A 23078-nucleotide genomic window follows, 5' to 3' on the forward strand; every position below is an offset into this window, starting at 1 on the left:
TTGAACGCCACGCTGGATCAATGGTGCTAGCACGGGGCTGGCTTCAGGCTCATCGAGCAGCGCCGCCAGGCGCGCGAACGACGCCAGCATGCCATCGGTCGCCGTGGCTGGCAGCACGCGCCAGCGGTCTCAATATTTTCCCGGCGCAGCCGATAGCACGTGATACCCCCTGACTTGCAGCGACGCCCTGCGGGAAACAATGCCGAACTCTCTCGCTCCTATCGTCCGCTCACTGTCCGATCGCACCAGCCTGTCGCTGGCGCGCACCTCACTCTTCAGGTTCATGGCCTTGCTGGCCGTGGTCTTTGCAGTCGCCGCTTACTCGCTGATTTTCCTTGCCCAAGAACTGGACCGCTCCGAGCAGGTTGAAAGCGCGTTCTACACCCGTAGAGCCGTGCAGTCTCTGGAAAAATCCCTGCGGGTGACCGTCAAGGACTACGCCTTCTGGAGTGATGCCTACCGGCACTTGCACGTGAAAGTGGACGACGATTGGGCCTTTGTCCGGGGCAACATCGGCGCGTCGCTGTTCGACGACTTCGGCTTTCAAGGCCTGTTCGTGGTCGACGACGCCAACCGCACGGTGTATGCCGTCGTTGACGGCCAATTGCAGACAGTCGAACTCACCCAGTGGCTCGGCGGGCCCATCACTGGAATTATCGAGCAGGCTCGCGCCGGTGCAGACAGCGAGACATCCGCCACGACCTTTATCAACGTGCGCGGCAGCCCTGCTTTGGTGGCCGCCGCCGCCATCACCCCCGGCACCGACCCCACGGTGTTGCCCGACGGCCGACCGGCGTCGGTGCTGATCTTTGTCGACATCCTCGACAGCGCAAAACTGACAGCGATCGGCGATGAATTCGGCGTGGACAAACTGCACATCGCTACCCCCGATGAAATCGGCAAGACCTTGCTCTTGCCCCTCGGCGACAACGGTGCGGCCGGCAGCCTGCACTGGGAGCCGGCTCGCCCCGGTTTGCGCCTGATGGGTGTAGGCCTGCCCTTGTTGGGCCTGGCTGCGTTGCTGGTGTGCTTGATGTCTTGGGTCATTTCGCGCCGCACGACGGCGGCCGCGCTCGCCCTGGACGCCAGCCATTCCTCGCTGCAGAACAGCCAGAATGCCCTGGCCACCAGCGAAGCACGTTTTCGCGATGTGGTGGAAGCCAGTTCCGATTGGGTCTGGGAAATCGACGGCGACTGGCGCTTTACCTACCTGTCGGAACGCTTCGAAGGTGTGACCGGGCTGGTGCGCGATGCCTGGATCGGCGCCACGATAAACGATTTGCTGGAAACCGAAACCGGCCTGCTGTCCCAGTGGCTCAGCGCACCTGGGCGTCGCCCGGATATCAGCGTGCAGTGTCGTTACGTCGATGCACTGGGGCTGGAACGCAGCACCCGGCTGTCCGCACGGCAGATGCCGTGTGGCGGGTTTCGCGGCACCGCCACCGATGTGACGGAAGAAGTCGAAGCCCGTCGACGCATCGAGTTCTTGTCCCAGCATGACGCCCTCACCGGGCTGCCCAATCGCACGCGGCTGCAAGCGTTCCTGGAAGGCAAGTTCAAGGCCATGCCCACCTCGGAGCAGCCCCTGGTCATGCTCAGCCTGGACCTCGATCGATTCAAGCCGGTCAATGACCTGCTTGGACACGCTGCCGGTGATCGGGTGCTCAACGAAGTGTCTTCTCGACTGGCCGACTGCGTACGCCATGGCGATCTGGTCGCCCGTATTGGCGGTGATGAGTTTGTATTGATCCTGACGGATGCAGGTACGCAAGACGAAGTCGAAATCCTGTGCAAGCGCCTGATCGAATCCATAGAGCGCACGATCAGAATCGACGAGCAAGAGGTGTTCGTCAGCGCCAGCATCGGGATCGCCATCGCCCCCAACGATGCCCGCGAGGCCGCGGAACTGCTGCGCTACGCTGACATTGCCCTGTACGAAGCCAAAGCGGCAGGCCGTAATACCTGGCGGTTCTACTCCGGCGACATGAACGCGCGGATCATCGAACGTCGACGCCTGGAGAGCGATCTGCGCTACGGCATCAAGCACGGCGAGCTGCGCTTGTATTTCCAGCCGCGCTATCGCATCGCCGACGGGCAAATGGTAGGCGCCGAAGCCTTGGTGCGCTGGCAACATCCTGTGCGTGGGCTGATTGCACCTGACACCTTCATCCCGATTGCCGAAGAATCGGGGCTGATCCTGGCGTTGAGCGACTGGGTACTCGAAACCGCCTGCGCGTGCGCTGCCCAATGGCCGGAACATCTGTTTGTGTCGGTGAACCTGTCACCCACCGAGTTCAAGCGGGGCAACCTGGTGGAGCGCACACGCCAGGCACTGGCGGTCTCCGGTATCGACCCGGCGCGGGTGGAACTTGAAATCACCGAAAGCGTCATGCTTGAAGATGCCAGCGGCGCACTGGAGGTCATGCACACGCTCAAGCGCTTGGGCCTACGCATCGCCATGGATGATTTCGGCACCGGCTACTCATCCCTGAGCTACCTGCGGGCGTTCCCATTCGATGGTTTGAAGATCGACCGCAGCTTCCTGACCCGCCTGGAAGAAAGCGACGATGACAAGGCAATCATCCACGCGATTGTCGGTCTGGGCCGAGCCCTGGCCCTGACGGTGACAGCCGAAGGCATCGAAACCGCCGAGCACTTGGCAATGCTCAAGAGCGTGGCCTGTGAAGAGGGCCAAGGCTATTTCCTCAGCCGACCGCTGGACTTCGACGGGTTCAACGGCCTGCTGGGCCCGCACGCCAACGTCACGCAGGGTGCTACCTGAAGAAATGACTCGGCGTCTTGCCGAACTGCTTCTTGAACATGCTGGTAAAGGCGCTCGGGCTTTCATAGCCCAGCTCCAGGGCGATATCGATCACCTTCTCCCCCACCGCAATGCGCTCCAACGCCAGCAGCAAGCGCGCCTGCTGGCGCCACTGGCCGAAGGTCATGCCGGTTTCCTTGCGGAACAGGCGCTGGATGGTTTTCTGGTCCAGGCTTAGGCGCTCACTCCAATGCGCCACAGTTGAAGCGTCACCCGGTTCATCTTGCAACGCGAGGCAGATGCGCTGCAGGCGCGGGTCGGCGGGCTGGGGCAAAGACAATGGCAATGCGGGCAGGATGGCGAGTTCGTCAAGGATCAGGTGCATGATCCGCGCGTCCCGCGAGTCCTCGGCGTACGGCGGTTTCAGGCTCACCGACGCCTTGATCAGCTCGCTCAGCAACGGCGAGATGCTCACGGTCTTCGGCTCGCCGGGCATGTTCGGGAAGCGATCCGGGCGCACAAACACGCTGCGCATTTTCAGGGTGCCCACGCAACGCAGGGAATGCACCTGCCCGGCGGGCATCCAGATCCCGCGATTGGGCGGCACCGTCCATTGGTTGAGCGCCGAGTACACCACCATCACGCCTTCGATGGCATAGAGCAGTTGGTGCTTCTCGTGGCTATGCTCGGGGATCACCCAGTTTTCCGGGTAATCCGTGGCGGAACTGATGACCGCCCAGGCGCCTTCATTGATTTCCTGGAGGAATTCGTTCAGTGGTTTAATCATTTCGCCCTTTTTGCGATAGTTGTCGCCCGAATTACGCGAGACAGGCATTCCTGACGAATCTAGCATGAACGCCGAATCATTTTGTAATGGATGGCCGCCTTAAGAAGTGGCCGCCTCTGATTAGCTGCCTTGTATGGAATGCCTGCATGTCGACCCTCACTGCGTCACCCGCCGCTGCAACCACGACACCCCAAGCCAGCCCCTTGGTCATGCGTATCCTCGGCGCCTGCGCCCTGGCGCATTTGATCAATGACCTGATCCAGGCCGTGCTGCCGTCGATCTACCCGATGCTCAAGGCCAACTACGGCCTGTCGTTTACCCAAGTGGGCCTGATCACCCTGACCTTCCAACTGACCGCCTCGCTGCTGCAGCCATGGATCGGCTACCACACCGACCGCCACCCAAAACCATGGCTGCTGCCGGCGGGTATGGTGTGCACCCTGATCGGCATTTTGATGCTGGCGTTTGTCGGCAGCTTCCCGGCGATTCTGCTCGCTGCCGGCTTGGTCGGCGTTGGCTCGTCGACCTTCCACCCGGAAACCTCCCGCGTCGCGCGCCTGGCCTCCGGCGGGCGCTACGGCCTGGCGCAGTCGACGTTCCAGGTCGGCGGCAACACCGGCAGCGCCTTGGGCCCGTTGCTGGCGGCGGCGATCATCATTCCCTACGGCCAGGGCCATATCGCCTGGTTCGGGCTGTTTGCGGTGTTCGCCATCCTTGTGCTGTACGGCCTGAGTCGCTGGTACCGCCACCACCTCAACCTGTTCAAGCTCAAGCAAGGCGGCAAAGCCACCCACGGCCTGTCCAAAGGCCGCGTGACCTTTGCCCTGGTGGTGCTCGCCGTGCTGGTGTTCTCCAAATACTGGTACATGACCAGCCTGACCAGCTACTTCACGTTCTACCTGATCGAGAAATTCCAGCTGTCGGTTTCCAGCTCCCAGATGTACCTGTTTCTGTTCCTCGGCGCCGTGGCCGTCGGCACCTTTGCGGGCGGCCCGATCGGCGACAAGATCGGCCGCAAGAAAGTCATCTGGTTCTCCATCCTCGGCGCCGCGCCGTTCACCCTGGCCCTGCCCTACGTCGACCTGTTCTGGACGGCGGTGCTGAGTGTGGTGATCGGCTTTATCATCGCGTCGGCCTTCTCGGCCATCGTGGTGTATGCCCAGGAACTGGTGCCCGGCAACGTGGGCATGATCGCCGGGGTCTTCTTCGGCCTGATGTTCGGCTTCAGCGGGATCGGTGCGGCGTTGCTCGGTTTGCTCGCCGATACCCACGGTATCGAGTACGTGTACAAACTGTGCTCGTTCCTGCCGTTGGTGGGCATCCTCACGGTCTTGTTGCCCACGACCAAAGGCGCCTGACCTGCCGATCATCGCCTGGCTGTGTGCCATCACGATGAACGCTCTGAAAAACCTGCGTGTGCGCTTACAATCCCGGTTCTAAACGCACACCAGGCAGACCCGGCAAGAAATGACGCTCGACCCTCCTACGATTTTGGCACTCACCGTTGCCCTGGCAGCCGCTGCCGCCCTGTACCTGGCCGTTGAATGGCGCAGCGTGCGCGAACCTTCGCTGCTGTGCTGGAGCACCGGTTTCGCCACCATCTGCATCGGTTCAACCCTCGCCCTGCTGCGCATCAATGGCTACCTGATGATCGGCATCTGGTTTGCCAACGGCTTGCTGGTGACTGCGCACTTCCTGTTTTTGCTCGGCGTGGCGCGGTTCACCCAAACGCGCCTGTCGCGACTGTGGCTGCTGATGCTGGTGGTCTGGCTGGGCATGCTGATGTTGCCGGCCGACCCTTTATGGTCCAAAGCGATGCTGGCTGTGCAGTCACTGTTAGTGGCATTGCCGACGCTGCGCGCCAGTTTCCTGCTACGGCCCCACGGCAAATCCTTGAGCATCGGCGCGGTGCAGTTGCGGTATGTGCTGCTGATTCATGGTGGGTTTTATGTGGCCAAGGCGCTGTCGGTGCTGATCCCCGGCACCTTGATCGACCTGGCCGCCTTCAAAGGCGAGATCATTCAGATTTCCCTGGTGGAAGGCGCCATGGCGATCATGCTGATTGCACTGTCGATGACCGGCTCCGAACGCTACCGCCGCGAACAACAGATCGCCCGCCTCGCCGCCCGCGACCCGCTGACCGCCCTCTACAACCGCCGCGCCCTCGACCTGCGCGCACCGCGCCTGCTTGCCCAAGTGTCGCCGGCGCAACCGGGAGCGCTGTTGCTGATCGACATCGACAACTTCAAATCGGTCAACGACCTCCACGGCCATACCGCCGGCGACCGCCTGCTGATCGCCTTGAGCGAAATGATCCGCGGCGTGGTGCCCCAGGGCGCGCTGGCGGCACGCCTGGGTGGGGATGAATTCGTGATCCTGCTCAACCCGGCGTCCACCGAACAGATCGTCGAACTGGGCAGCAGCCTGCGCGACCAGTTTCACCAACTCGCCTCGCAGACCTTCAACACCCCGGCGCCAGTGACCCTGAGCATCGGCGCCAACCTGTTCGATCAACCGCCGCCGAGCCTGGCGGCGTTGATTGAGCAAGGGGATACCGCGCTGTATGAAACCAAGCGCGGCGGGCGCGACAGTATTCGTCTGGTGGACCGGACCGGCGCCAGTTCCTACGGTTAGAGCTCGTCAACGAGCGTGCTCGTGACGAACGCAAGCACGCTCACCGCCCCCGTCAGCACACACCGCGCATCGAGGTGCAAACGCTCATTCATCCCGGCCTCCGTTCACCACCAGATAAAGCAACGGCCCCACCGACACAAACACCGCCGTGAGCAAAAAATAGGGCAGCACCGACGCCACCGACCGACCGCGCCGCTGCGTATCCCGGTACATCCATACACATGCCAGCACCGCCATCAGGTACAGGTCGATCACCACTTGCGCGGTGTCCGGCCGTGACAGCAGCTCCCGTCCAAAGGCCAGCAGCGACTGATCAGCCGTGAGCATCGTCGCCAGGGTGTACAGTGAAAACCCGAGCAAACCAGCCAGGGCAACATAAGGTCTTTTCATGGTCGCGTCCTTGAAGTGATAAAGGCCCACGTTAGTGATAGGGTTCGACCCCTCGCAATGACCTCGGAGGTCATGATTCCGCCATGGACAACCCTGTTACTGCCGGCGAACAACTGCGCCAATTGCGCCGGCACGCCACGTTGAGCCAACTCGACCTGGCCCTGATCACCGGCATTTCCCAGCGCCACCTCAGTTGCATCGAAACCGGACGCGCCAAGCCGAGTCCCGGAACGTTACACAACCTGTTGACCGCGCTGGAGGCACCGCTGGAGCAGTGCAACCGCATATTCCTCGCCGCCGGATACGCCCCACGCTATGCCGCCACCCCACTCGCCTCGCCCGCCATGGCGGCGATTCGTGAAGCGGTCAGCCATGTACTGCACGCCAACAATCCAGCCCCGGCCATTCTGTTGGGCAGCCAGTGGCAAGTGCTGGCGGCGAATGCCAGTACCGGCGTGTTATTTGAGTTGGTGGGTATTCGTCAGGATGCGGCCGAGGGCGTGAACTTGCTGACGACGCTGCTGCAACCTGGCGGCCTGGGCGATCATCTGATCAATGCCGACGAGATCCGCATCCTGGCCTGGCAACGCGCCACCCGAGAAGCGCTGGGCAACCCCGAACTGGCGGCGCTGCTGGCGGGGTTGCCGACACCCGCCAACACCGACCTGCCCGCGCACCTGCCACCGCTGGTGCTGACCCGTGTGCGCTCAAGCCAGGGCGAACTGAATTTTCTGTCCACGTTCACTACGTTTGGCATGCCCCAAGACATCACCCTCACCTCCCTGCGTATCGAACACCTGATTCCCGCTGACGAGGCCACGTGGCAGGTGATGCGCGGCGCCTATGCGGATTATGCGGCGCTGGTTTTGTGAAATATCTGTACGTAGACTGCCGCCATACCCCCATTTGAAGGCGGCGAAAAAACGTGATGCAAGTTACCGAAGTCTCCATTGCCCAATTGCGCGCTGCGCTTGAATCCGGCCAGACCACGGCCGTAGAACTGGTAAAAGCCTACCTGGCACGGATCGATGCCTATGACGGTCCGCAGTCCGCCACCGCCTTGAACGCCGTGGTGGTGCGCAACCCCGAAGCGCTGAAGGAAGCCGAGGCGTCCGATGCACGCCGGGCCAAAGGCGAAACCCTGGGGCCATTGGATGGCATTCCTTACACCGCCAAAGACAGCTACCTGGTCAAGGGCCTGACTGCGGCATCCGGCAGCCCGGCGTTTGCCAAGCTGGTCGCCCAGCGTGATGCGTTCACCATCGAGCGCCTGCGCGCCGGCGGTGCCATCTGCCTGGGCAAGACCAATATGCCGCCGATGGCCAATGGCGGGATGCAACGTGGCGTGTATGGCCGCGCAGAAAGCCCGTATAACGCCGATTACCTGACCGCGCCGTTTGCCTCCGGCTCGTCCAACGGCGCTGGCACCGCGACGGCGGCGAGCTTTGCGGCCTTTGGCCTGGCAGAAGAAACCTGGTCAAGCGGGCGCGGCCCGGCGTCCAACAATGGCCTGTGCGCCTACACCCCGTCCCGCGGGGTGATTTCGGTGCGCGGCAACTGGCCGCTCACCCCGACCATGGACGTGGTGGTGCCTTACGCCCGCACCATGGCCGACCTGCTGGAAGTGCTCGACGTGGTGGTCGCCGAAGACCCGGACACCCGTGGCGACCTGTGGCGCCTGCAGCCGTGGGTGCCGATCCCGAGCGTCACCTCGGTACGCCCTGCTTCCTACGCTGAATTGGCGTCGACTGCCGAGTCCCTCGCCGGCAAACGCTTTGGCGTGCCGCGCATGTACATCAACGCCGACCCCGACGCCGGCACCAGCGAAAAACCTGGGATCGGTGGCCCGACCGGGCAGAAAATCAACACCCGCGCCAGCGTGATCGACCTGTGGCAAGACGCACGCCAGGCGCTGACAGCCGCCGGCGCAGAAGTGATCGATGTGGATTTCCCGCTGGTGTCCAACTGCGAAGGCGACCGCCCTGGCGCACCCACCGTGTTCACCCGGGGGCTGGTGTCCAAGGAATTCCTCCACGATGAACTGTGGGAACTGTCGGCCTGGGCCTTCGATGACTTCCTGCGCGCCAACAACGACCCGGCGCTCAACCGCTTGGCCGATGTGGACGGGCCGAAGATCTTCCCCCACGACCCCCGCACCCTGCCCAACCGTGAGGACGACTTGGCCGCCGGCATGGACGAATACGTGCGCATGGCCGAACGCGGCATCACCCCGTGGAACGAGATCAGCACAGTCCCCGATGGCCTGCGCGGGTTGGAACAGACCCGGCGGATCGACCTGGAAGACTGGATGGATAAGCTCGGTCTCGACGCAGTGCTGTTCCCGACCGTCGCCGACGTCGGCCCGGCGGACGCCGACGTGAACGAAGCCTCTGCCGACATCGCCTGGAGCAACGGCGTCTGGGTGGCTAACGGCAACCTCGCCATCCGCCACCTGGGCGTGCCGACCGTTACCGTGCCGATGGGTGTAATGGCGGATATCGGCATGCCGATAGGGCTGACATTCGCCGGGCGCGCCTACGATGATTCGGCGCTGCTGCGGTTTGCCTCGGCGTATGAAGCGACGGGCAGCAAACGCCAGATTCCACCGCGCACACCGCCGTTGGCGCCGATGTAACTGACTCAACGCAATCAAAATGTGGGAGCGGGCTTGCTCGCGAATGCGGTCTTTCAGTGACGGATATACCGACTGACCCACCGCTTTCGCAGGCAAGCCAGCTCCCACATTTTTCACCGCATTTCAAATGGACTGAGCGGTGCATCAACCTGTAAAGCCATCGACAGTACACGCCAGAACGCGGTCCAACTGTGGGAGCTGGCTTGCCTGCGATGGCGGTCTTGCAGTGACCGATATGCCGACTGATCCACCGCTTTCGCAGGCAAGCCAGCTCCCACATTTTTCACCGTATTTCAAATTGACTGAGCGGTGCATCAATCTATAAAGCCATCGACAGTACCCGCCAGAACGCGGTCCAACTGTGGGAGCTGGCTTGCCTGCGATGGCGGTCTTGCAGTGACAGATATGCCGACTGATCCACCGCTTTCGCAGGCAAGCCCGCTCCCACATTTTTCACCGCATTTCAAATTGACTGAGCGGTGCATCAATCTATAAAGCCATCGACAGTACACGCCAGAACGCGGTCCAACTTTGGGAGCTGGCTTGCCTGCGATGGCGGTCTTTCGGTGACAGATATGCCGACTGATCCACCGCTTTCGCAGGCAAGCCAGCTCCCACATTTTTTCACCGCATTTCAAATTGACTGAGCGGTGCATCAATCTATAAAGCCATCGACAGTACACGCCAGAACGCGGTCCAACTGTGGGAGCTGGCTTGCCTGCGATGGCGGTTTTTCGGTGACAGATATGCCGACTGATCCACCGCTTTCGCAGGCAAGCCAGCTCCCACATTTTTTCACCGCATTTCAAATTGACTGAGCGGTGCATCACTCTATAAAGCCATCGACAGTACACGCCAGAACGCGGCCCAACTGTGGGAGCTGGCTTGCCTGCGATGGCGGTCTTGCAGTGACAGATATACCGACTGATCCACCGCTTTCGCAGGCAAGCCCGCTCCCACATTTTTCACCGCATTTCAAATGGACTGAGCGGTGCATCAACCTATAAAGCCATCGACAGTACACGCCAGAACGCGGTCCAACTGTGGGAGCTGGCTTGCCTGCGATGGCGATCTTTCAGTGACACATATACCGACTGACCCACCGCTTTCGCAGGCAAGCCAGCTCCCACATTTTTCACCGCATTTCAAATGGACTGAGCGGTGCATCAACCTATAAAGCCATAGACAGTACACGCCAGAGAACGCGGTCCAACTGTGGGAGCTGGCTTGCCTGCGATGGCGGTCTTTCAGTGACGGATATGCCGACTGATCCGCCGCTTTCGCAGGCAAGCCAGCTCCCACATTTTTCACCGTATTTCAAATTGACTGAGCGGTGCATCAACCTATAAAGCCATAGACAGTACACGCCAGAGAACGCGGTCCAACTGTGGGAGCTGGCTTGCCTGCGATGGCGGTCTTTCAGTGACGGATATGCCGACTGATCCGCCGCTTTCGCAGGCAAGCCAGCTCCCACATTTTTCACCGTATTTCAAATTGACTGAGCGGTGCATCAATCTATAAAGCCATCGACAGTACCCGCCAGAACGCGGTCCAACTGTGGGAGCTGGCTTGCCTGCGATGGCGGTCTTGCAGTGACCGATATGCCGACTGATCCACCGCTTTCGCAGGCAAGCCAGCTCCCACATTTTTGAGGGCATTTCAAATCGATTGGGCGGTGCTTCGACCATAAAGCCACCGGCAGTACACGCCAGATCCCAACCTGGAACGCAGTTTAAATGTGGGAGCGGGCTTGCTCGCGAATGCGGTCTTTCAGTGCCAGATATGCCGACTGACCCACCGCTTTCGCAGGCAAGCCAGCTCCCACATTTTCACCTGCATTTCACATCAAGCCATCTGAGGCACCGCAACCAGCAGGATTGCCGTGCCATGGGTCAGCGTCGCCGCCAACACCCCGTAGCGCATGCGCACCAGCGCACAGGCCAACCCTTCGATCAGCGTGAACAACAACACCGGCCAGCCCAACTGGGTGACGCTCAGTGCCAGGAACGCATGGCAAGCCGCAAACGCCACGCCGCTGGCCAGTGCGGCGCGTAAGGGCGCGACATGCTGTTCCAGATAACCCTGCAAATAACCGCGAAACAACACTTCTTCCAATGCATTGGCGCCGTAGGCCAGGACGACCATCCCCGGTAGCCATACCCAATAACCCGGGATCGCTGACGCCTCGATACCCTGGTAAAACCGGAGCGGCACACCGATCAGGCACCCGACGGCGATCCCGACCGTAAGGCCTGACGCGCGATGCCCCTTGGACCAGAGGATAAGTGGCGACAAGTCTGGCGCCACGCGCACGAGCAAGGCGATCAACAGCACCGACAAGCCACCCAGCGCTGCCAATACAAAGGTGTTTGCCGTGAATGCCAGTTGCACCGCGCTGCCAAGCGACCACATGCCCAAAGGGGTCATCACATCGCGCATCAGCACAAAAGCGACCAACAGAATCAGGATGCGCATGCCCGTCAGCGACTGGGGCGTGAGTGCGAACCACAGGCCAAAGAGCAGCAGGCCCGGCGCCAGATACGTGCCGTAGTTAATCAGTACCGCCATTCCCTGGGTAATCATCGGTCGCTCAACCGTGCGCCACCGCAATCATATCGACCTCCACCGCCGCCGACTTCGGCAACTGCATCACCCCCACCGACGTACGCGTGTGCGCCCCGGCGGCACCCAGAATTTCGTGCAACAAATCCGACGCGCCGTTGGCCACCTCACTCTGCTGATCAAAATCCTCGGCACTGCGCACGTACACGGTGATGCGCGGGATCGCCCTGACCTGGTCCAGCGAACCCAACGCCTGTTTGAGCAACCCCAAGCAACGCAAGGCACTGATACCGGCGGCGATTTGCGCCTGGGCCACGGTCAGGCTTGCTCCAACCTTGCCCGGCAGCACGATCGCATCGCCGACGCGGGGGATCTGGCCACTGATGTAGAGGTGGTTGCCGTCGCGAACCAACGGCGTGTAGTTACCGCCGATTTTGAATTCGTCCAACTGATAGCCAAGGCGTTGCTGGGCGGCCTGGTATTTCTCATCGGGTGTCATGGGCGTGAATCCTCGTTTCGGCGCAGCCACTCATCCACCACGTCGCCCAGGGTCTTGGGCTGGTCGTTGCGAATCCAGGCCATAAAGGGACGATCGAATTTGAACCCCGGACCGCAGTGCTCAAGCATGAAGCGGCGTACGTTTTGCGTGTTTTTGTAGTGTGGGGTCACGGGGGTGCTGCGGGTGATGGCGTCGCTGTGCCAATTGAAGTCCATTTGCGTGACGCTCTGATGCCTCAGGAGCCAGCAGCATAGCGCCAAATGCCACGATGAACGCCTGCCAACCGACGCCCATCGTGTTTTTTTACACGTTAGCTGCCGAAGCCGGCGTCCCGCGTATTGACGAACAACGAATAGATCGAATGGCTGCCGGCCATGAACAGGCGGCTGCCTTCGCGGCCGCCAAAACACAGGTTGGGGCAGCGTTCGGGCAGCGAGATATGCCCGATGGCCTTGCCCTGTGGATTGAACACGCGCACACCATCGAGTTTTTCCAGGTCAGCCTTGGGGTCACCATTGCCGCCCCAACCGCACCACAGGTTGCCGTTCTCGTCACACTTGATGCCGTCCAGCGCTGCGTAGTCGAAACCTTCGATGTGCTTGCGACGGGCACCGAGCGTGCCGTCGTCCCTAACGTCGATGGCCCAGATCAGTCGGTTGGGTTTGGCCCGACCTTCCACGACGTACAAGACTTTTTCATCCGGTGAAAAACACAGGCCATTGGGTCCGTTGAGGTCGTCGATCACCCGCGTGACCGTGCCGCTTTCGCCGTCGATGCGATAAACGCCATGGGGCTGGGTGGGTGCGATCTTGTGCCCCTCGTAGTTGTTGCTGGTCTGGAACGGCGGGTCAGTGAACCACACCGAGCCATCCCGCTTGCACACGATATCGTTGGGTGAGTTGAAAGGCTTGCCGTCAAAGCTGTCCGCCAGCACTGTAAGGCTGCCATTGTGTTCGGTACGGGTGATTCGCCGGCCCTCGCGGGTGGTCGTCGAACCTTCGCACACCAGCAGGCGGCCCTGGCGATCGCGGCACATGCCGTTGGAGAAATTGGCATTTTCGCGGTACACCGACAGGCTGTCGGTCACTTCGTCCCAGCGCACGATACGGTTATTGGGAATATCGCTGACCAGCAGGTAGCGGCCATCGCCGATCCACACGGGCCCCTCGGCCCAGCGCAAACCGGTTGCCAACCGTTCGACACTGGCGTTGAACAGGCGCAACTCCAGGAAACTGTCATCGAGCACTTTGATCAGTGGGTCCGGATAACGCTGGCTCAACGGCTCGGCAGCATCTGCCAGGCGAGGCAAGTTACCCAGCACCGCCACCGATGCGGAAACAGCCAAGGAACGCTTGAGGAAGACGCGCCGAGTGTGGTCGGTCCGCGTGGGCAGAGGAGGAAGATCCATCGTGTGTCTCCGTTATTTTATTGTTAGACGGGACGCTATTCTTAACCAGTGATGAGACATCGTACAATAACAATACGATCTCAAAACCCATTCCCAGCAAGACCTGCGTAAATAATCAAAAAATTACTTTCCAAAATCAGCTTGGATATTGCAATGTTGTACGACGACACAAACAGTTACGTGTTGTCCGCCACTTCAACAACAATAAGGAAACATCCATGCCAAACGTCAAAGTACTGATCGGCTTTCTGTGCCTGTTTACGGGTTATGTCGCCGCAGCGCCTGCCCCTGCTGAAAAGGAGGTGGCCCAAGCGGTCGACCAACTGACCCAAGCCATGCTGCACCTGAACCTCAAGCAGCTTCATGCGCTGACGTCCGACAAGCTCACCTACGGCCACTCCAGCGGCAAAGTGCAGAACAAAGACCAATTCATTGCCGACCTGGAAACCCATACCAGCGCGTTCAAGACCCTGGAAATGCAGAACCAGACCATCACCCTGCAAGGCGACACCGCGCTGGTACGCAACCACTTCCATGCGCTGGCGGTGAACAGTGGCGTGGAAGTGCCCACTGATATCGATAACTTCCAGGTGTGGCAGAAGCAAAAAGGCAAATGGCTGTTGATCGGACGCCAGGCCTACAAGTACTGATGACGATCGGTGAGCCGTTGAGCGCGGCTCACCACTCCAGCACCTTGCGCACGCTGAGCAATGCCTCATGCAGGGCTGGCATTGCTACCGAGCCCAAGGCCAGGCGTAGCGCATGCGGGACATGGGCCGAGACGGCAAACGGCTCGGCGGTGGACACGGAAATATTGTCGCGCTGCAACGTCATGGCGACCTGATCGGCCCGGGCGTCTTCCGCCAACGGTAACCATAAGAAATACGACGAGGGATGGCTGGTGTAGGCCAGCCCTTTCAACACCCGCGCAGCCAGGGCCTGGCGGGCCTGGGCGTCCTCGCGCTTTTGCGCCTCCAGTTGTGCCACGGTGCCATCTTCGATCCAGGCCACCGCAATGGCGCTCATCACACCGGGCACGTTCCAGGTCGTGGCCATGATGGCGCGCTCGAGCGTTTTCACCCAATCGCTCGGCGCCGCGACAAACCCCACGCGCAAACCGGTCGCGACACTTTTTGAGAGCCCGCCCACATACACCGTGCGTTCCGGCGCCAGGGTCGCCACGGGTGGCGGTGCGTTTTCGGCCAAGAACGCGTAGGCCGCATCCTCAATGATCATCAGATTGTGCTGACGGGCGATGGAGACCAAGCGCTCGCGCTGGGCCAGATCCATTACCCAGCCGAGGGGGTTGTGCAAGGTCGGCATGCTGTACACGGCACGCACCGGCCGCTTGCGACACAGGTTTTGCAAGGCCTCCAGGTCCGGGCCGGTCGGCGTCACCGGGATCGCGACAATTTCCAGGTGCAGGGTCTCGGCCAGCACCTTGAACCCCGAATAAGTCAATGCATCCACCGCAATCACATCGCCGGGCTTGAGCAACGCCATCATCGTCACCGCCAGGCCATGTTGGGCGCCGCTGGTCAGCAGCACTTGTTCGGGGTCAACGGTGAGCCCTCGACTGAGCAAATGCCGCGCAAACGCCGCGCGCTCATGCAGGCGCCCGGCATGGGGCTGATAGCGCAACAACGCTTCAAGGTCGCCGGACAGCGCGAGTTGGCGCAGCGCCGTACGCAACAAATCTGCCTGACCCGGCAACGCGGGGTAGTTGAAATTGAGATCGAGCATCCCCGCCGTCACCGTCATCTGTCCACTGCCCTGCCCTGGCGGCAACGAGATCTCGCGCACGAAAGTGCCACGCCCGGTTTCGCCGCTGACCAAGCCCATGGCCTCAAGCTCGGTGTACACGCGACTGGCGGTAACCAAGGCCAAGCCATGGTCGGCGGCCAACTGGCGGTGCGTCGGCAGGCGCATGCCAGGCGGCATTTCGCCGCGGCGGATGGCGGCGGCAAAAGTATCGACCAGGGACTTGTAGCGGGCGCGCGGCATTCGGATGTATCCATGACAATTTTTTGATTGTCTTAATGTTCGCCCCTAGGATGACCTGAACGCAACCCCTCCGGCTTCGAGCACTCCATCATGGAACGTACCTCCCCTATCAACACCCTGGACACCCGCACCCAAGGCTGGATCAACGGCTTTATCGGCGTGGTGATTTTCAGCGGTTCACTACCCGCCACGCGCCTGGCCGTGATGGAATTCGACCCGGCATTTCTCACCATGATCCGCGCGGCCATCGCCGCCGCCCTGGGTGTGCTCCTGCTGTGGCTGTTCAAGGAAAAACGCCCGGCGCGCAATCAGTGGGGGCCGCTGGTGGTCGTTGCTCTTGGGGTGGTGATCGGCTTTCCCTTGCTCACCGCCCTGGCGCTGCAATACGTGACGTCAGCCCACTCCATCGTATTCATTGGCCTGCTGCCCCTGGCCACCGCGGTGTTTGGCGTGTTGCGCGGCGGCGAGCGCCCACGTCCGGTGTTCTGGATGTTCTCGATCCTAGGCAGTGTCTGTGTGATGGGGTATGCGTTCGCCCAAGGCTTGAGCGCCGCACCGGCCGGCGACCTGCTGATGCTGCTGGCGGTGCTGGCCTGCGGCCTGGGATACGCCGAAGGCGCCACGCTGTCACGCAGCCTGGGCGGCTGGCAGGTGATTTGCTGGGCTCTGGTAGTGTCGGTCCCCGTGGTGGTGCCCTTGAGTCTGGTCCTCGCCCCCACCCATTTCAGTGGCATCAGCTTGCCGGCTTGGCTGAGCCTGGGTTACGTGTCGCTGTTCAGCATGCTGATCGGCTTTGTGTTCTGGTACCGCGGCCTGGCCCAGGGTGGCATCGCCGCCGTTGGCCAATTGCAATTGCTGCAACCGTTTTTCGGCCTGGCACTCGCGGCGGGCCTGCTGCATGAGCAGGTCAGCCTGGGCATGGTGTTGGTGACCGTCGCGGTGATCGGCTGCGTGGCCGGCGCAAAGAAATTCGCCCATTAACGCTGCGGTGCGACCATCTTGAACTTGATGTTGATGTCGTTGGACACCACGCTGTTACCGGCCCGCTCGCCCTCGCCGATCTTGAAATCGCCGCGTTTGAGGACGAACTCACCGTCGAACACACCGATGCCACCGTGCTCCTTGAGCACCACGTCCACCTTCACGGGGTGTGTGGTGCCCTTGATGGTCAGGTTGCCGCTGATCGTGTAGCGGTTGTCCCCCAGGGCCGTGACGCCAGTGGACTCATACACGCCCACCGGATAGGTCGCGGTATCAAACCAGGAAGCACGTTGCAGTTCGTCGTTCGCATCCGGGCTGCCGGCGTCGATGCTGGCGAGCTGGATCTTGAGCACCGCTTGCCCGACCTCCGGCTGTTGCGTGTCGAAGGTCAAGGTGCCTTCAAATTCGCTGAAGGTGCCGTATACCCGCTGCCCCAATTGCGTGTAGGTGAAGCTGATCTGGCTGGCGGTGCGGTTGACGTCCTTGTACTCCACCGCCTGGGCGCTGGAAACATAAGCAAGGATCAGGGCCAGTACGGCGACCGGGGACATTAGACGTTTCATGCAACGCTCCGCAGAGGAAGGGACACCGGTACTGAGCTGACACGCCCTACCAGGGATTTATTCCATTCAGGCGTTTGTCCTGCTAAACAGAGTAGTCGGCCCACACTAATAAGGACGCTGCATGCACGCCCCTTCACTCCAGGATATCACCGCGCCGGAAGGCATCTGCTACGGCTGCGGCGGCAGTAACCCCCATGGCCTGCACATCAAGAGCCGCTGGGACGCGGACGGAATACACCTGGTCGCCGAACACCTGCCCGAGGCCCGCTACAGCGGCTGGCCGGACCTGGTCTACGGCGGCCTGATCGCCATGCTGGTGGACTGCCACTCCAACTGGACTGCGATGGCCTACCACTACCGCGCCGAAGGGCGCGAACCCGGCAGCCTGCCGCGCATCGACTGCGTCACCGGCAACCTGGGGATCAAGTTCATCAAGCCAACGCCCATGGGGGTCACCCTGACCCTGCGCGCGCGGGCCGACGGTGAGGTCGGACGCAAGACCCGCGTGATCTGTGAGGTGTACGCCGGCGACGTGCTGACCGCCCTCGGCGATTCAATCTTCGTGCGTGTCGACACCGGTCAATTGGCCGCTGCCGCCCATGGTCGCGAGGACTGATCCTGGGCTACATTGACCGCCACCGCTAATCGAGGATGCACCGATGACTCGTCTCACCGCGAAAGACTTTGCCCCCGAACTGCTGGAGCTTTATGACGGCTACGCCCACGGCAAGATCAATCGCCGCGAATTTCTCGACAGCGCCGCGCTGTTCACCTTTGGCGGCCTGACCGCCTCGGCTCTGCTCGCGGCCCTGAGCCCCAACTATGCGCTGGCCGAGCAAGTGAAATTCACCGACCCGGACATCGTCGCCGACTACATCACCTACCCCTCGCCCAAAGGTAATGGCAGCGTGCGCGGCTACCTCGTGCGCCCGGCCAAAGCCATGGGCAAGCTGCCGGCGGTGGTGGTGGTCCACGAAAACCGCGGCCTCAACCCTTACATCGAAGACGTCGCCCGGCGCCTGGCTAAAGCCGGCTTCATCGCCCTGGCCCCGGATGGCTTGACCTCGGTCGGCGGCTACCCCGGCAACGACGAAAAAGGCGTGGCCCTGCAACAGACTGTCGACCCGACCAAGCTGATGAACGACTTCTTCGCCGCCATCGAATGGCTGATGCACCACGACAGCAGCACTGGCAAGGTCGGGATTACCGGCTTCTGTTATGGCGGTGGCGTGACCAACGCGGCGGCGGTGGCCTACCCGGAATTGGGTGCGGCGGTGTCGTTTTATGGACGCCAGCCGGAAGCCAAGGACGTGCCACGGATCAAGGCGCCGATCATGCTGCATTACGGTGAGCTGGATACGCGGATCAACGAAGGTTGGCCAGCCTATGAACAGGCGCTCAAGGCAGCCGGCACGCCCTATGAGGCGTATATCTACAAGGGCGCCAACCACGGTTTCCATAATGATTCGACGCCACGCTATGACGAGGCGGCAGCGAAACTGGCGTGGGAAAGAACACTCGGTTGGTTCAATAAATACCTGGTCTAAGCGTTTACGCTTTCACGCATCCACCCCTTGAACGCCAGCATCGCTGGCGTTTCAGCCCGCGACTGCAAACGCGTCAACCAATAGCTGCCAGTGCTGATGCCGACGTCGAACGGCTGGCGAATCACATCGTTCTCCAGTTGCCGCGAAAACATCATCGCCGGCGCCAGTGCCACACCGATGCCTTGCAAGGCGGCTTCCATCATCGCCAGTGAAGAATCAAAGATGATGCTGCGCGGCACCAGGGTATCGGCGGGCAAACCGGCGGCCTGGAACCACAGGCTCCATTCATCGGCGCGGTAGGAGCGCAGCAAGGTGTGTTTCAACACGTCTTCGGGTGCATGCAGTTGCTCGGCCAATTGCGGCACGCAGAGTACGGTGAGGGGCGCTTCCAGCAGCTCGCAGGCTTCGGTGCCGTGCCACGCCCCCGCGCCGAAGCGGATCGCGTAATCCAGGCCTTCGGCAGCCACGTCAACACGGTTGTTGTGGGTGGACAGGCGCAGGTCGATAAAAGGGTAACGCGTCTGGAACGCGGGCAGCCGTGGCAGCAACCAACCCACGGCAAAGGTGCCGACCGCGCCGACCGTGAGCACTTCGCGGTAATGTCCGCCTTCAAATTGGCTCAGGGTCTGGGCGATGCGGTCAAACGAGTCTCGCACCACCGGCAATAGGGTTTCGCCTTCGCTGGTGAGCATCAGGCCACGGGGCAAGCGCTTGAACAAAGTAACATTCAGTTGCGCTTCCAGGCTTTTGACTTGATGGCTGACCGCCGCCTGGGTCACACATAATTCAATCGCGGCGCGGGTAAAACTCAAATGCCGGGCCGAGGCTTCGAAGGCACGCAAGGCATTGAGGGGAAGATGGGAGCGCAACATGTGTGACCCTAATTATTCTAATGGCAGGTGCGAGATATGATCGTTTGCCCAAAGCCTGCGAACTGCCTACATTGGCCACGCCTGCGCAGGCTCCTCAATCAATCGACCACTCTCATGGAAGCGATATCATGCCTCAACTCCCCCTGTCAGGCGTGCGTAATTTAGGCGCCGCGGCGTTGTTTCTCGCCGCCGGCCACTGCCTGGCCGCCGACGACCTGCGCGCCGTGGTGGACGCCAGCATCAAGCCGCTGATGCAGCAACAGTCTATTCCCGGCCTTGTCGTCGGTATCGTGAAGGATGGCAAGGCGCAATACTTTAACTACGGCGTCGCCAGCAAAGACGCGAGACAGCCCGTCAGTGAAAACACCCTGTTTGAAATCGGCTCGGTGAGCAAAACCTTCACCGCCACCCTCGCCGGCTATGCCGTGGCAAGCGGCAAACTGACCCTCAGCGATCCGGCCAGCCAGTACCTTCCGGCGTTGCGCAACAGCAAGTTCGACCACATCAGCGTGCTCAACCTGGGCACCTACACGCCTGGCGGCCTGCCCCTGCAATTCCCCCGCGAGGCAGACAACAACCAGCACATGATCAGCTACTTCCAGCAATGGAAACCCGACTTTGCCCCTGGCACCCAGCGCCTGTACTCCAACCCAAGCCTGGGCCTGTTCGGCTACCTGGCAGCGCAAAGTCTGAAGCAGCCGTTTGATCAGGTGATGGAGAAAACCCTGCTGCCAAAACTGGGCCTCAAGCACACCTTCATGAAAGTGCCTGATAGCCAGATGAACCTGTACGCCCAGGGCTATGGCAAGGATGGAAAACCCGTGCGCGTCGGCCCCGGCGCCATGGACAGCGAAGCCTATGGCATCAAAACCAGCGCCGCCGATCTGCTGCATTACGTGAGTGTGAACATAAACCCCGCGAGCCTGGAAAAACCCTTGCAGCAAGCGATCGCCACCACTCACACGGGTTATTACAACGTAAACGGCATGACCCAGGGCCTGGGTTGGGAACTGTATCCCTACCCGATCAAGCTGGACGCGCTGTTAGACGGCAATTCGACAAAAATGGCCATGGAGCCGAATCCGGTCAATTGGCTGACCCCACCGCAGGCGCCTCACGCCGACACACTGCTGAACAAAACCGGCTCCACCAGTGGGTTTGGCACGTACGTGGCCTATGTGCCGAGCAAGGCCATGGGCGTGGTGATCCTGGCGAACAAGAACTACCCGATTGCCGAGCGGGTGAAGGTGGCTCATGCGATCTTGAGTGCGATGGACCACTAAGCACTGGCACACATCAAATGTGGGAAACGGGCTTGCCCGCGATGAGGGCGTGTCAGCCGGTAAATTGGGCAAATGACACACAGCTATCGCGGGCAAGCCCGGCTCCCACAGGGTGCTGCAGGGTTCCGGAATCTACATACCGAGCCAGTGCGGCAGCGCCAGCGAAATGAACGGCAAGTACGTGACCATGATCAGGAACACCAACAGAATCATCAGCCACGGCAACGCCGCGCGGATGGTCTGCCCCAGCGTCAATCCGGTCACCGCCGACGTCACGAACAGGTTCAGCCCCACCGGTGGATGCACCAGGCCGATTTCCATGTTGACCACCATCACGATCCCCAGGTGAATCGGGTCAATCCCCAGTTTCATGGCAATCGGGAAGAAGATCGGCGCCAGGATCAGCACGATGGCGGACGGTTCCATAAAGCTGCCGGCAATCAACAACACCACGTTGACCATGATCAAAAAGCCAATCGGCGTCAGGCCTTCGGAGAGCACCCACGCCGTGATTTCCTGGGGGATCTGCTCGGTGGTCAGCACATGGGCAAACAGCATGGCGTTGGCGATGATGAACATCAGCATGATCGCCAGGCGCCCGGACTCCAGCAGCACCTTGGGACAGTCGCGCAGCTGCATGTCCTTGTAGATGAACAGCGCGACAAACGCCGAGTAAACCGCCGCCACCGCCGCCGCTTCGGTCGGGGTGAACATCCCGCTGTAGATGCCGCCGAGGATAATCACCAGCAGCAACAGGCCCCAGAATGCCCGGCGTGCAGAGGTCAGCCACTCACGAAAGGTCGCCCGTGGCTGCGCCGGCAGCTTCTTGATGCGCGCGACAATGTAGATCGCGATCATCAGCATCAGGCCCAGCAATAACCCGGGAATCACCCCTGCCATGAACAGCTTGCCGACCGAGGTTTCAGTCGCCGCCGAATACACCACCATCACGATCGACGGTGGAATCAGGATGCCCAAGGTGCCCGCGTTGCAGATGATGCCCGCGCCGAACGCCTTCGGGTAACCGGAACGGACCATGCCCGCGACGGCGATCGAGCCCACCGCCGCCACCGTCGCCGGGGACGAACCTGACAATGCCGCAAACAGCATGCACGCCAGCACCGCCGCAATGGCCAGACCACCTCGGATATGGCCGACACAGGCGTTGGCAAAATCAATCAAACGCTGCGCTACGCCGCCAGTGGTCATGAACGCACCGGACAGCAGAAAAAACGGAATCGCCAGGAAGGTATAGGCGTCGGAGGTTTCGAATAGCTTGATCGCCAGGGAACTCACCGAATCCTGGCTGAACATCAGGATCGACACTGCGCCGGACAGCCCCAGGGAAATCGCAATCGGCACGCCGAGAAACATGAACACGAATAACAGCAGAAACAGACAGAGCACGGCCATCAGTGACGCTCCTCATGGCTGCCGGCCAACTTGCTGGCCTCACCGGCCTCGTCGGCCAGCCCCAACCCGACCTGACGGTGGGTAAAGATGCGGTAGAAAATTTCCAGGTAGCGGATGAACACCATGGCGAATCCGATGGGCACGATCACCACGATGTCACCGACGTCGATACCATACTGGTCGAGGTCTTCAGCACCGATATGCGCGCCCATCACCGCACTCACCCACTTGTAGCTGGCGATCATGAACAACCCGGCGTAGGCCAGGCAGCACAGGCAGGCGAGCATGCCGAGCACGCGTTGCACCGGGCGCTTGGTCAGCTTGACCAGCGCATCCACGCCAAGGTGGCCGGCGGTGCGTACGCCATAGGAAATACCGAAGAAAATCAGCCAGCCGAACATGGCCTTGGTCAGCGCCACGCTCCAGGTCATGTCCTGGGCCCAGGTCATGGTGTGGTCGCCCAGGGCGCCGAAGAAGTCACTGCTCCACGCCCATTTGTCGGCCAGGGCAAAGAACAGCGTGTAGATGTTGTTGAGCATGACGTAGACGAATGTCACCAGGGTCATGGCGGCCAGCAGGAAGGCAATAAAGCCCTCCTCCAGGTGCTCCCAGACGCGCCTTAGCGTTTGCATGGCAAAACCTCGCGAAGCGGGAATAGGTATCGGGTTGGAAATCGGATCAAACGGTGGGAACTGGCTTGCCTGCGACAGCAGTGGATCAATCGCCCGTTGTATCAACA

The 23078-nt window shown here is 61.2% G+C and carries 21 protein-coding genes and 1 pseudogene; 10 read left to right on the forward strand and 12 right to left on the reverse strand.

The window, feature by feature from the left end; all coding sequences use genetic code 11:
* Positions 1–3 precede the first annotated feature (3 nt).
* Positions 4–105 (reverse strand): annotated as a pseudogene (locus AB4N92_RS27460) (AraC family transcriptional regulator N-terminal domain-containing protein); the annotation flags it as partial.
* A 94-nt stretch (positions 106–199) separates the two neighbouring features.
* Here AB4N92_RS27460 and AB4N92_RS27465 point away from each other — a divergent pair.
* Positions 200–2782: a bifunctional diguanylate cyclase/phosphodiesterase gene (locus AB4N92_RS27465; RefSeq protein WP_069672991.1), complete on the forward strand. Its 2583-nt coding sequence runs from the start codon at positions 200–202 to the stop codon at positions 2780–2782.
* On the opposite strand, the gene AB4N92_RS27470 is transcribed toward AB4N92_RS27465, so the two are convergent.
* Positions 2775–3596, reverse strand: a complete 822-nt coding sequence (locus AB4N92_RS27470) for an AraC family transcriptional regulator (RefSeq protein ID WP_021492999.1) — start codon at positions 3594–3596, stop codon at positions 2775–2777. The genes AB4N92_RS27465 and AB4N92_RS27470 overlap by 8 nt on opposite strands.
* A 98-nt stretch (positions 3597–3694) precedes the next feature.
* On the opposite strand from AB4N92_RS27470, the gene AB4N92_RS27475 reads away from it, so the two are divergent.
* Together AB4N92_RS27475 and AB4N92_RS27480 are read left to right on the forward strand one after the other, a co-directional pair.
* Positions 3695–4906, forward strand: a complete 1212-nt coding sequence (locus tag AB4N92_RS27475; RefSeq protein ID WP_010210123.1) for an MFS transporter — start codon at positions 3695–3697, stop codon at positions 4904–4906.
* Between the two features lie 109 nt (positions 4907–5015).
* The gene (locus AB4N92_RS27480) at positions 5016–6182 is read left to right on the forward strand and encodes a GGDEF domain-containing protein (protein ID WP_021492998.1); all 1167 of its coding nucleotides are present in this window, start codon (positions 5016–5018) and stop codon (positions 6180–6182) included.
* Positions 6183–6266: 84 nt separating this feature from the next.
* Here the strand turns inward: AB4N92_RS27480 and AB4N92_RS27485 are convergent, their stop codons facing one another.
* Positions 6267–6572: a DUF2834 domain-containing protein gene (locus AB4N92_RS27485; protein WP_010210119.1), complete on the reverse strand. Its 306-nt coding sequence runs from the start codon at positions 6570–6572 to the stop codon at positions 6267–6269.
* Positions 6573–6655: 83 nt separating this feature from the next.
* Between AB4N92_RS27485 and AB4N92_RS27490 the strand changes: the two genes are divergently transcribed.
* Positions 6656–7444 (forward strand): helix-turn-helix domain-containing protein, encoded by a 789-nt coding sequence (locus AB4N92_RS27490; protein WP_021492995.1) that lies wholly within the window; start codon positions 6656–6658, stop codon positions 7442–7444.
* Positions 7445–7497: 53 nt separating this feature from the next.
* Positions 7498–9207: an amidase gene (locus AB4N92_RS27495; protein WP_236267054.1), complete on the forward strand. Its 1710-nt coding sequence runs from the start codon at positions 7498–7500 to the stop codon at positions 9205–9207.
* A 1845-nt stretch (positions 9208–11052) separates the two neighbouring features.
* Here AB4N92_RS27495 and AB4N92_RS27500 read toward each other — a convergent pair.
* The 4 genes from AB4N92_RS27500 to AB4N92_RS27515 all read right to left on the reverse strand — a co-directional run bounded on the left by AB4N92_RS27500 (position 11053) and on the right by AB4N92_RS27515 (position 13676).
* Positions 11053–11790, reverse strand: coding sequence for a CPBP family intramembrane glutamic endopeptidase (locus tag AB4N92_RS27500; protein WP_236267097.1), 738 nt, complete (start codon positions 11788–11790; stop codon positions 11053–11055).
* 7 nt (positions 11791–11797) lie between these two features.
* A complete protein-coding gene (locus tag AB4N92_RS27505; protein ID WP_010210112.1) occupies positions 11798–12268 on the reverse strand; it encodes a RidA family protein in 471 nt (156 codons plus the stop codon).
* Positions 12265–12483 carry a DUF6434 domain-containing protein gene (locus tag AB4N92_RS27510; RefSeq protein ID WP_021491535.1) on the reverse strand — a complete coding sequence of 73 codons (219 nt, stop codon included), beginning with the start codon at positions 12481–12483 and terminating at the stop codon, positions 12265–12267. Before AB4N92_RS27510 ends, AB4N92_RS27505 begins: the two co-directional genes overlap by 4 nt.
* Before the next feature lie 95 nt (positions 12484–12578).
* Complete coding sequence (locus tag AB4N92_RS27515) at positions 12579–13676, reverse strand: SMP-30/gluconolactonase/LRE family protein (protein ID WP_236267096.1); 1098 nt, start codon at positions 13674–13676, stop codon at positions 12579–12581.
* A gap of 218 nt (positions 13677–13894) precedes the next feature.
* Here AB4N92_RS27515 and AB4N92_RS27520 point away from each other — a divergent pair, with 218 nt between their 5' ends.
* Positions 13895–14326, forward strand: coding sequence for a nuclear transport factor 2 family protein (locus AB4N92_RS27520; RefSeq protein ID WP_236267095.1), 432 nt, complete (start codon positions 13895–13897; stop codon positions 14324–14326).
* A 28-nt stretch (positions 14327–14354) separates the two neighbouring features.
* Here the strand turns inward: AB4N92_RS27520 and AB4N92_RS27525 are convergent, their stop codons facing one another.
* Positions 14355–15680, reverse strand: coding sequence for an aminotransferase-like domain-containing protein (locus AB4N92_RS27525; RefSeq protein WP_042572263.1), 1326 nt, complete (start codon positions 15678–15680; stop codon positions 14355–14357).
* Positions 15681–15770: 90 nt separating this feature from the next.
* On the opposite strand from AB4N92_RS27525, the gene AB4N92_RS27530 reads away from it, so the two are divergent.
* Positions 15771–16661: a DMT family transporter gene (locus AB4N92_RS27530; protein WP_010210107.1), complete on the forward strand. Its 891-nt coding sequence runs from the start codon at positions 15771–15773 to the stop codon at positions 16659–16661.
* Here the strand turns inward: AB4N92_RS27530 and AB4N92_RS27535 are convergent.
* Entirely contained in the window at positions 16658–17212 is a 555-nt protein-coding gene (locus tag AB4N92_RS27535; protein ID WP_236267098.1) for a YceI family protein, read from the reverse strand. The genes AB4N92_RS27530 and AB4N92_RS27535 overlap by 4 nt on opposite strands.
* A gap of 133 nt (positions 17213–17345) precedes the next feature.
* On the opposite strand from AB4N92_RS27535, the gene AB4N92_RS27540 reads away from it, so the two are divergent.
* On the forward strand, positions 17346–17840 hold the full coding sequence (locus AB4N92_RS27540; protein ID WP_010210103.1) for a PaaI family thioesterase: 495 nt from the start codon (positions 17346–17348) through the stop codon (positions 17838–17840).
* Positions 17841–17883: 43 nt separating this feature from the next.
* Positions 17884–18771 (forward strand): YghX family hydrolase, encoded by an 888-nt coding sequence (yghX, locus tag AB4N92_RS27545; protein WP_460128805.1) that lies wholly within the window; start codon positions 17884–17886, stop codon positions 18769–18771.
* Here yghX and AB4N92_RS27550 read toward each other — a convergent pair.
* Entirely contained in the window at positions 18768–19643 is an 876-nt protein-coding gene (locus AB4N92_RS27550) for a LysR family transcriptional regulator (RefSeq protein WP_010210101.1), read from the reverse strand. The genes yghX and AB4N92_RS27550 overlap by 4 nt on opposite strands.
* A gap of 128 nt (positions 19644–19771) precedes the next feature.
* On the opposite strand from AB4N92_RS27550, the gene ampC reads away from it, so the two are divergent.
* On the forward strand, positions 19772–20926 hold the full coding sequence (ampC, locus tag AB4N92_RS27555; RefSeq protein ID WP_236267094.1) for a class C beta-lactamase: 1155 nt from the start codon (positions 19772–19774) through the stop codon (positions 20924–20926).
* Between the two features lie 132 nt (positions 20927–21058).
* On the opposite strand, the gene dctM is transcribed toward ampC, so the two are convergent.
* Positions 21059–22339, reverse strand: a complete 1281-nt coding sequence (dctM, locus tag AB4N92_RS27560; protein WP_010210099.1) for a C4-dicarboxylate TRAP transporter large permease protein DctM — start codon at positions 22337–22339, stop codon at positions 21059–21061.
* Positions 22339–22971, reverse strand: a complete 633-nt coding sequence (locus AB4N92_RS27565) for a TRAP transporter small permease (protein WP_021491541.1) — start codon at positions 22969–22971, stop codon at positions 22339–22341. The genes dctM and AB4N92_RS27565 overlap by 1 nt, the downstream gene beginning before the upstream one ends.
* Between the last annotated feature and the right edge of the window lie 107 nt (positions 22972–23078).

This window comes from Pseudomonas sp. S3_A09 (assembly GCF_054668065.1).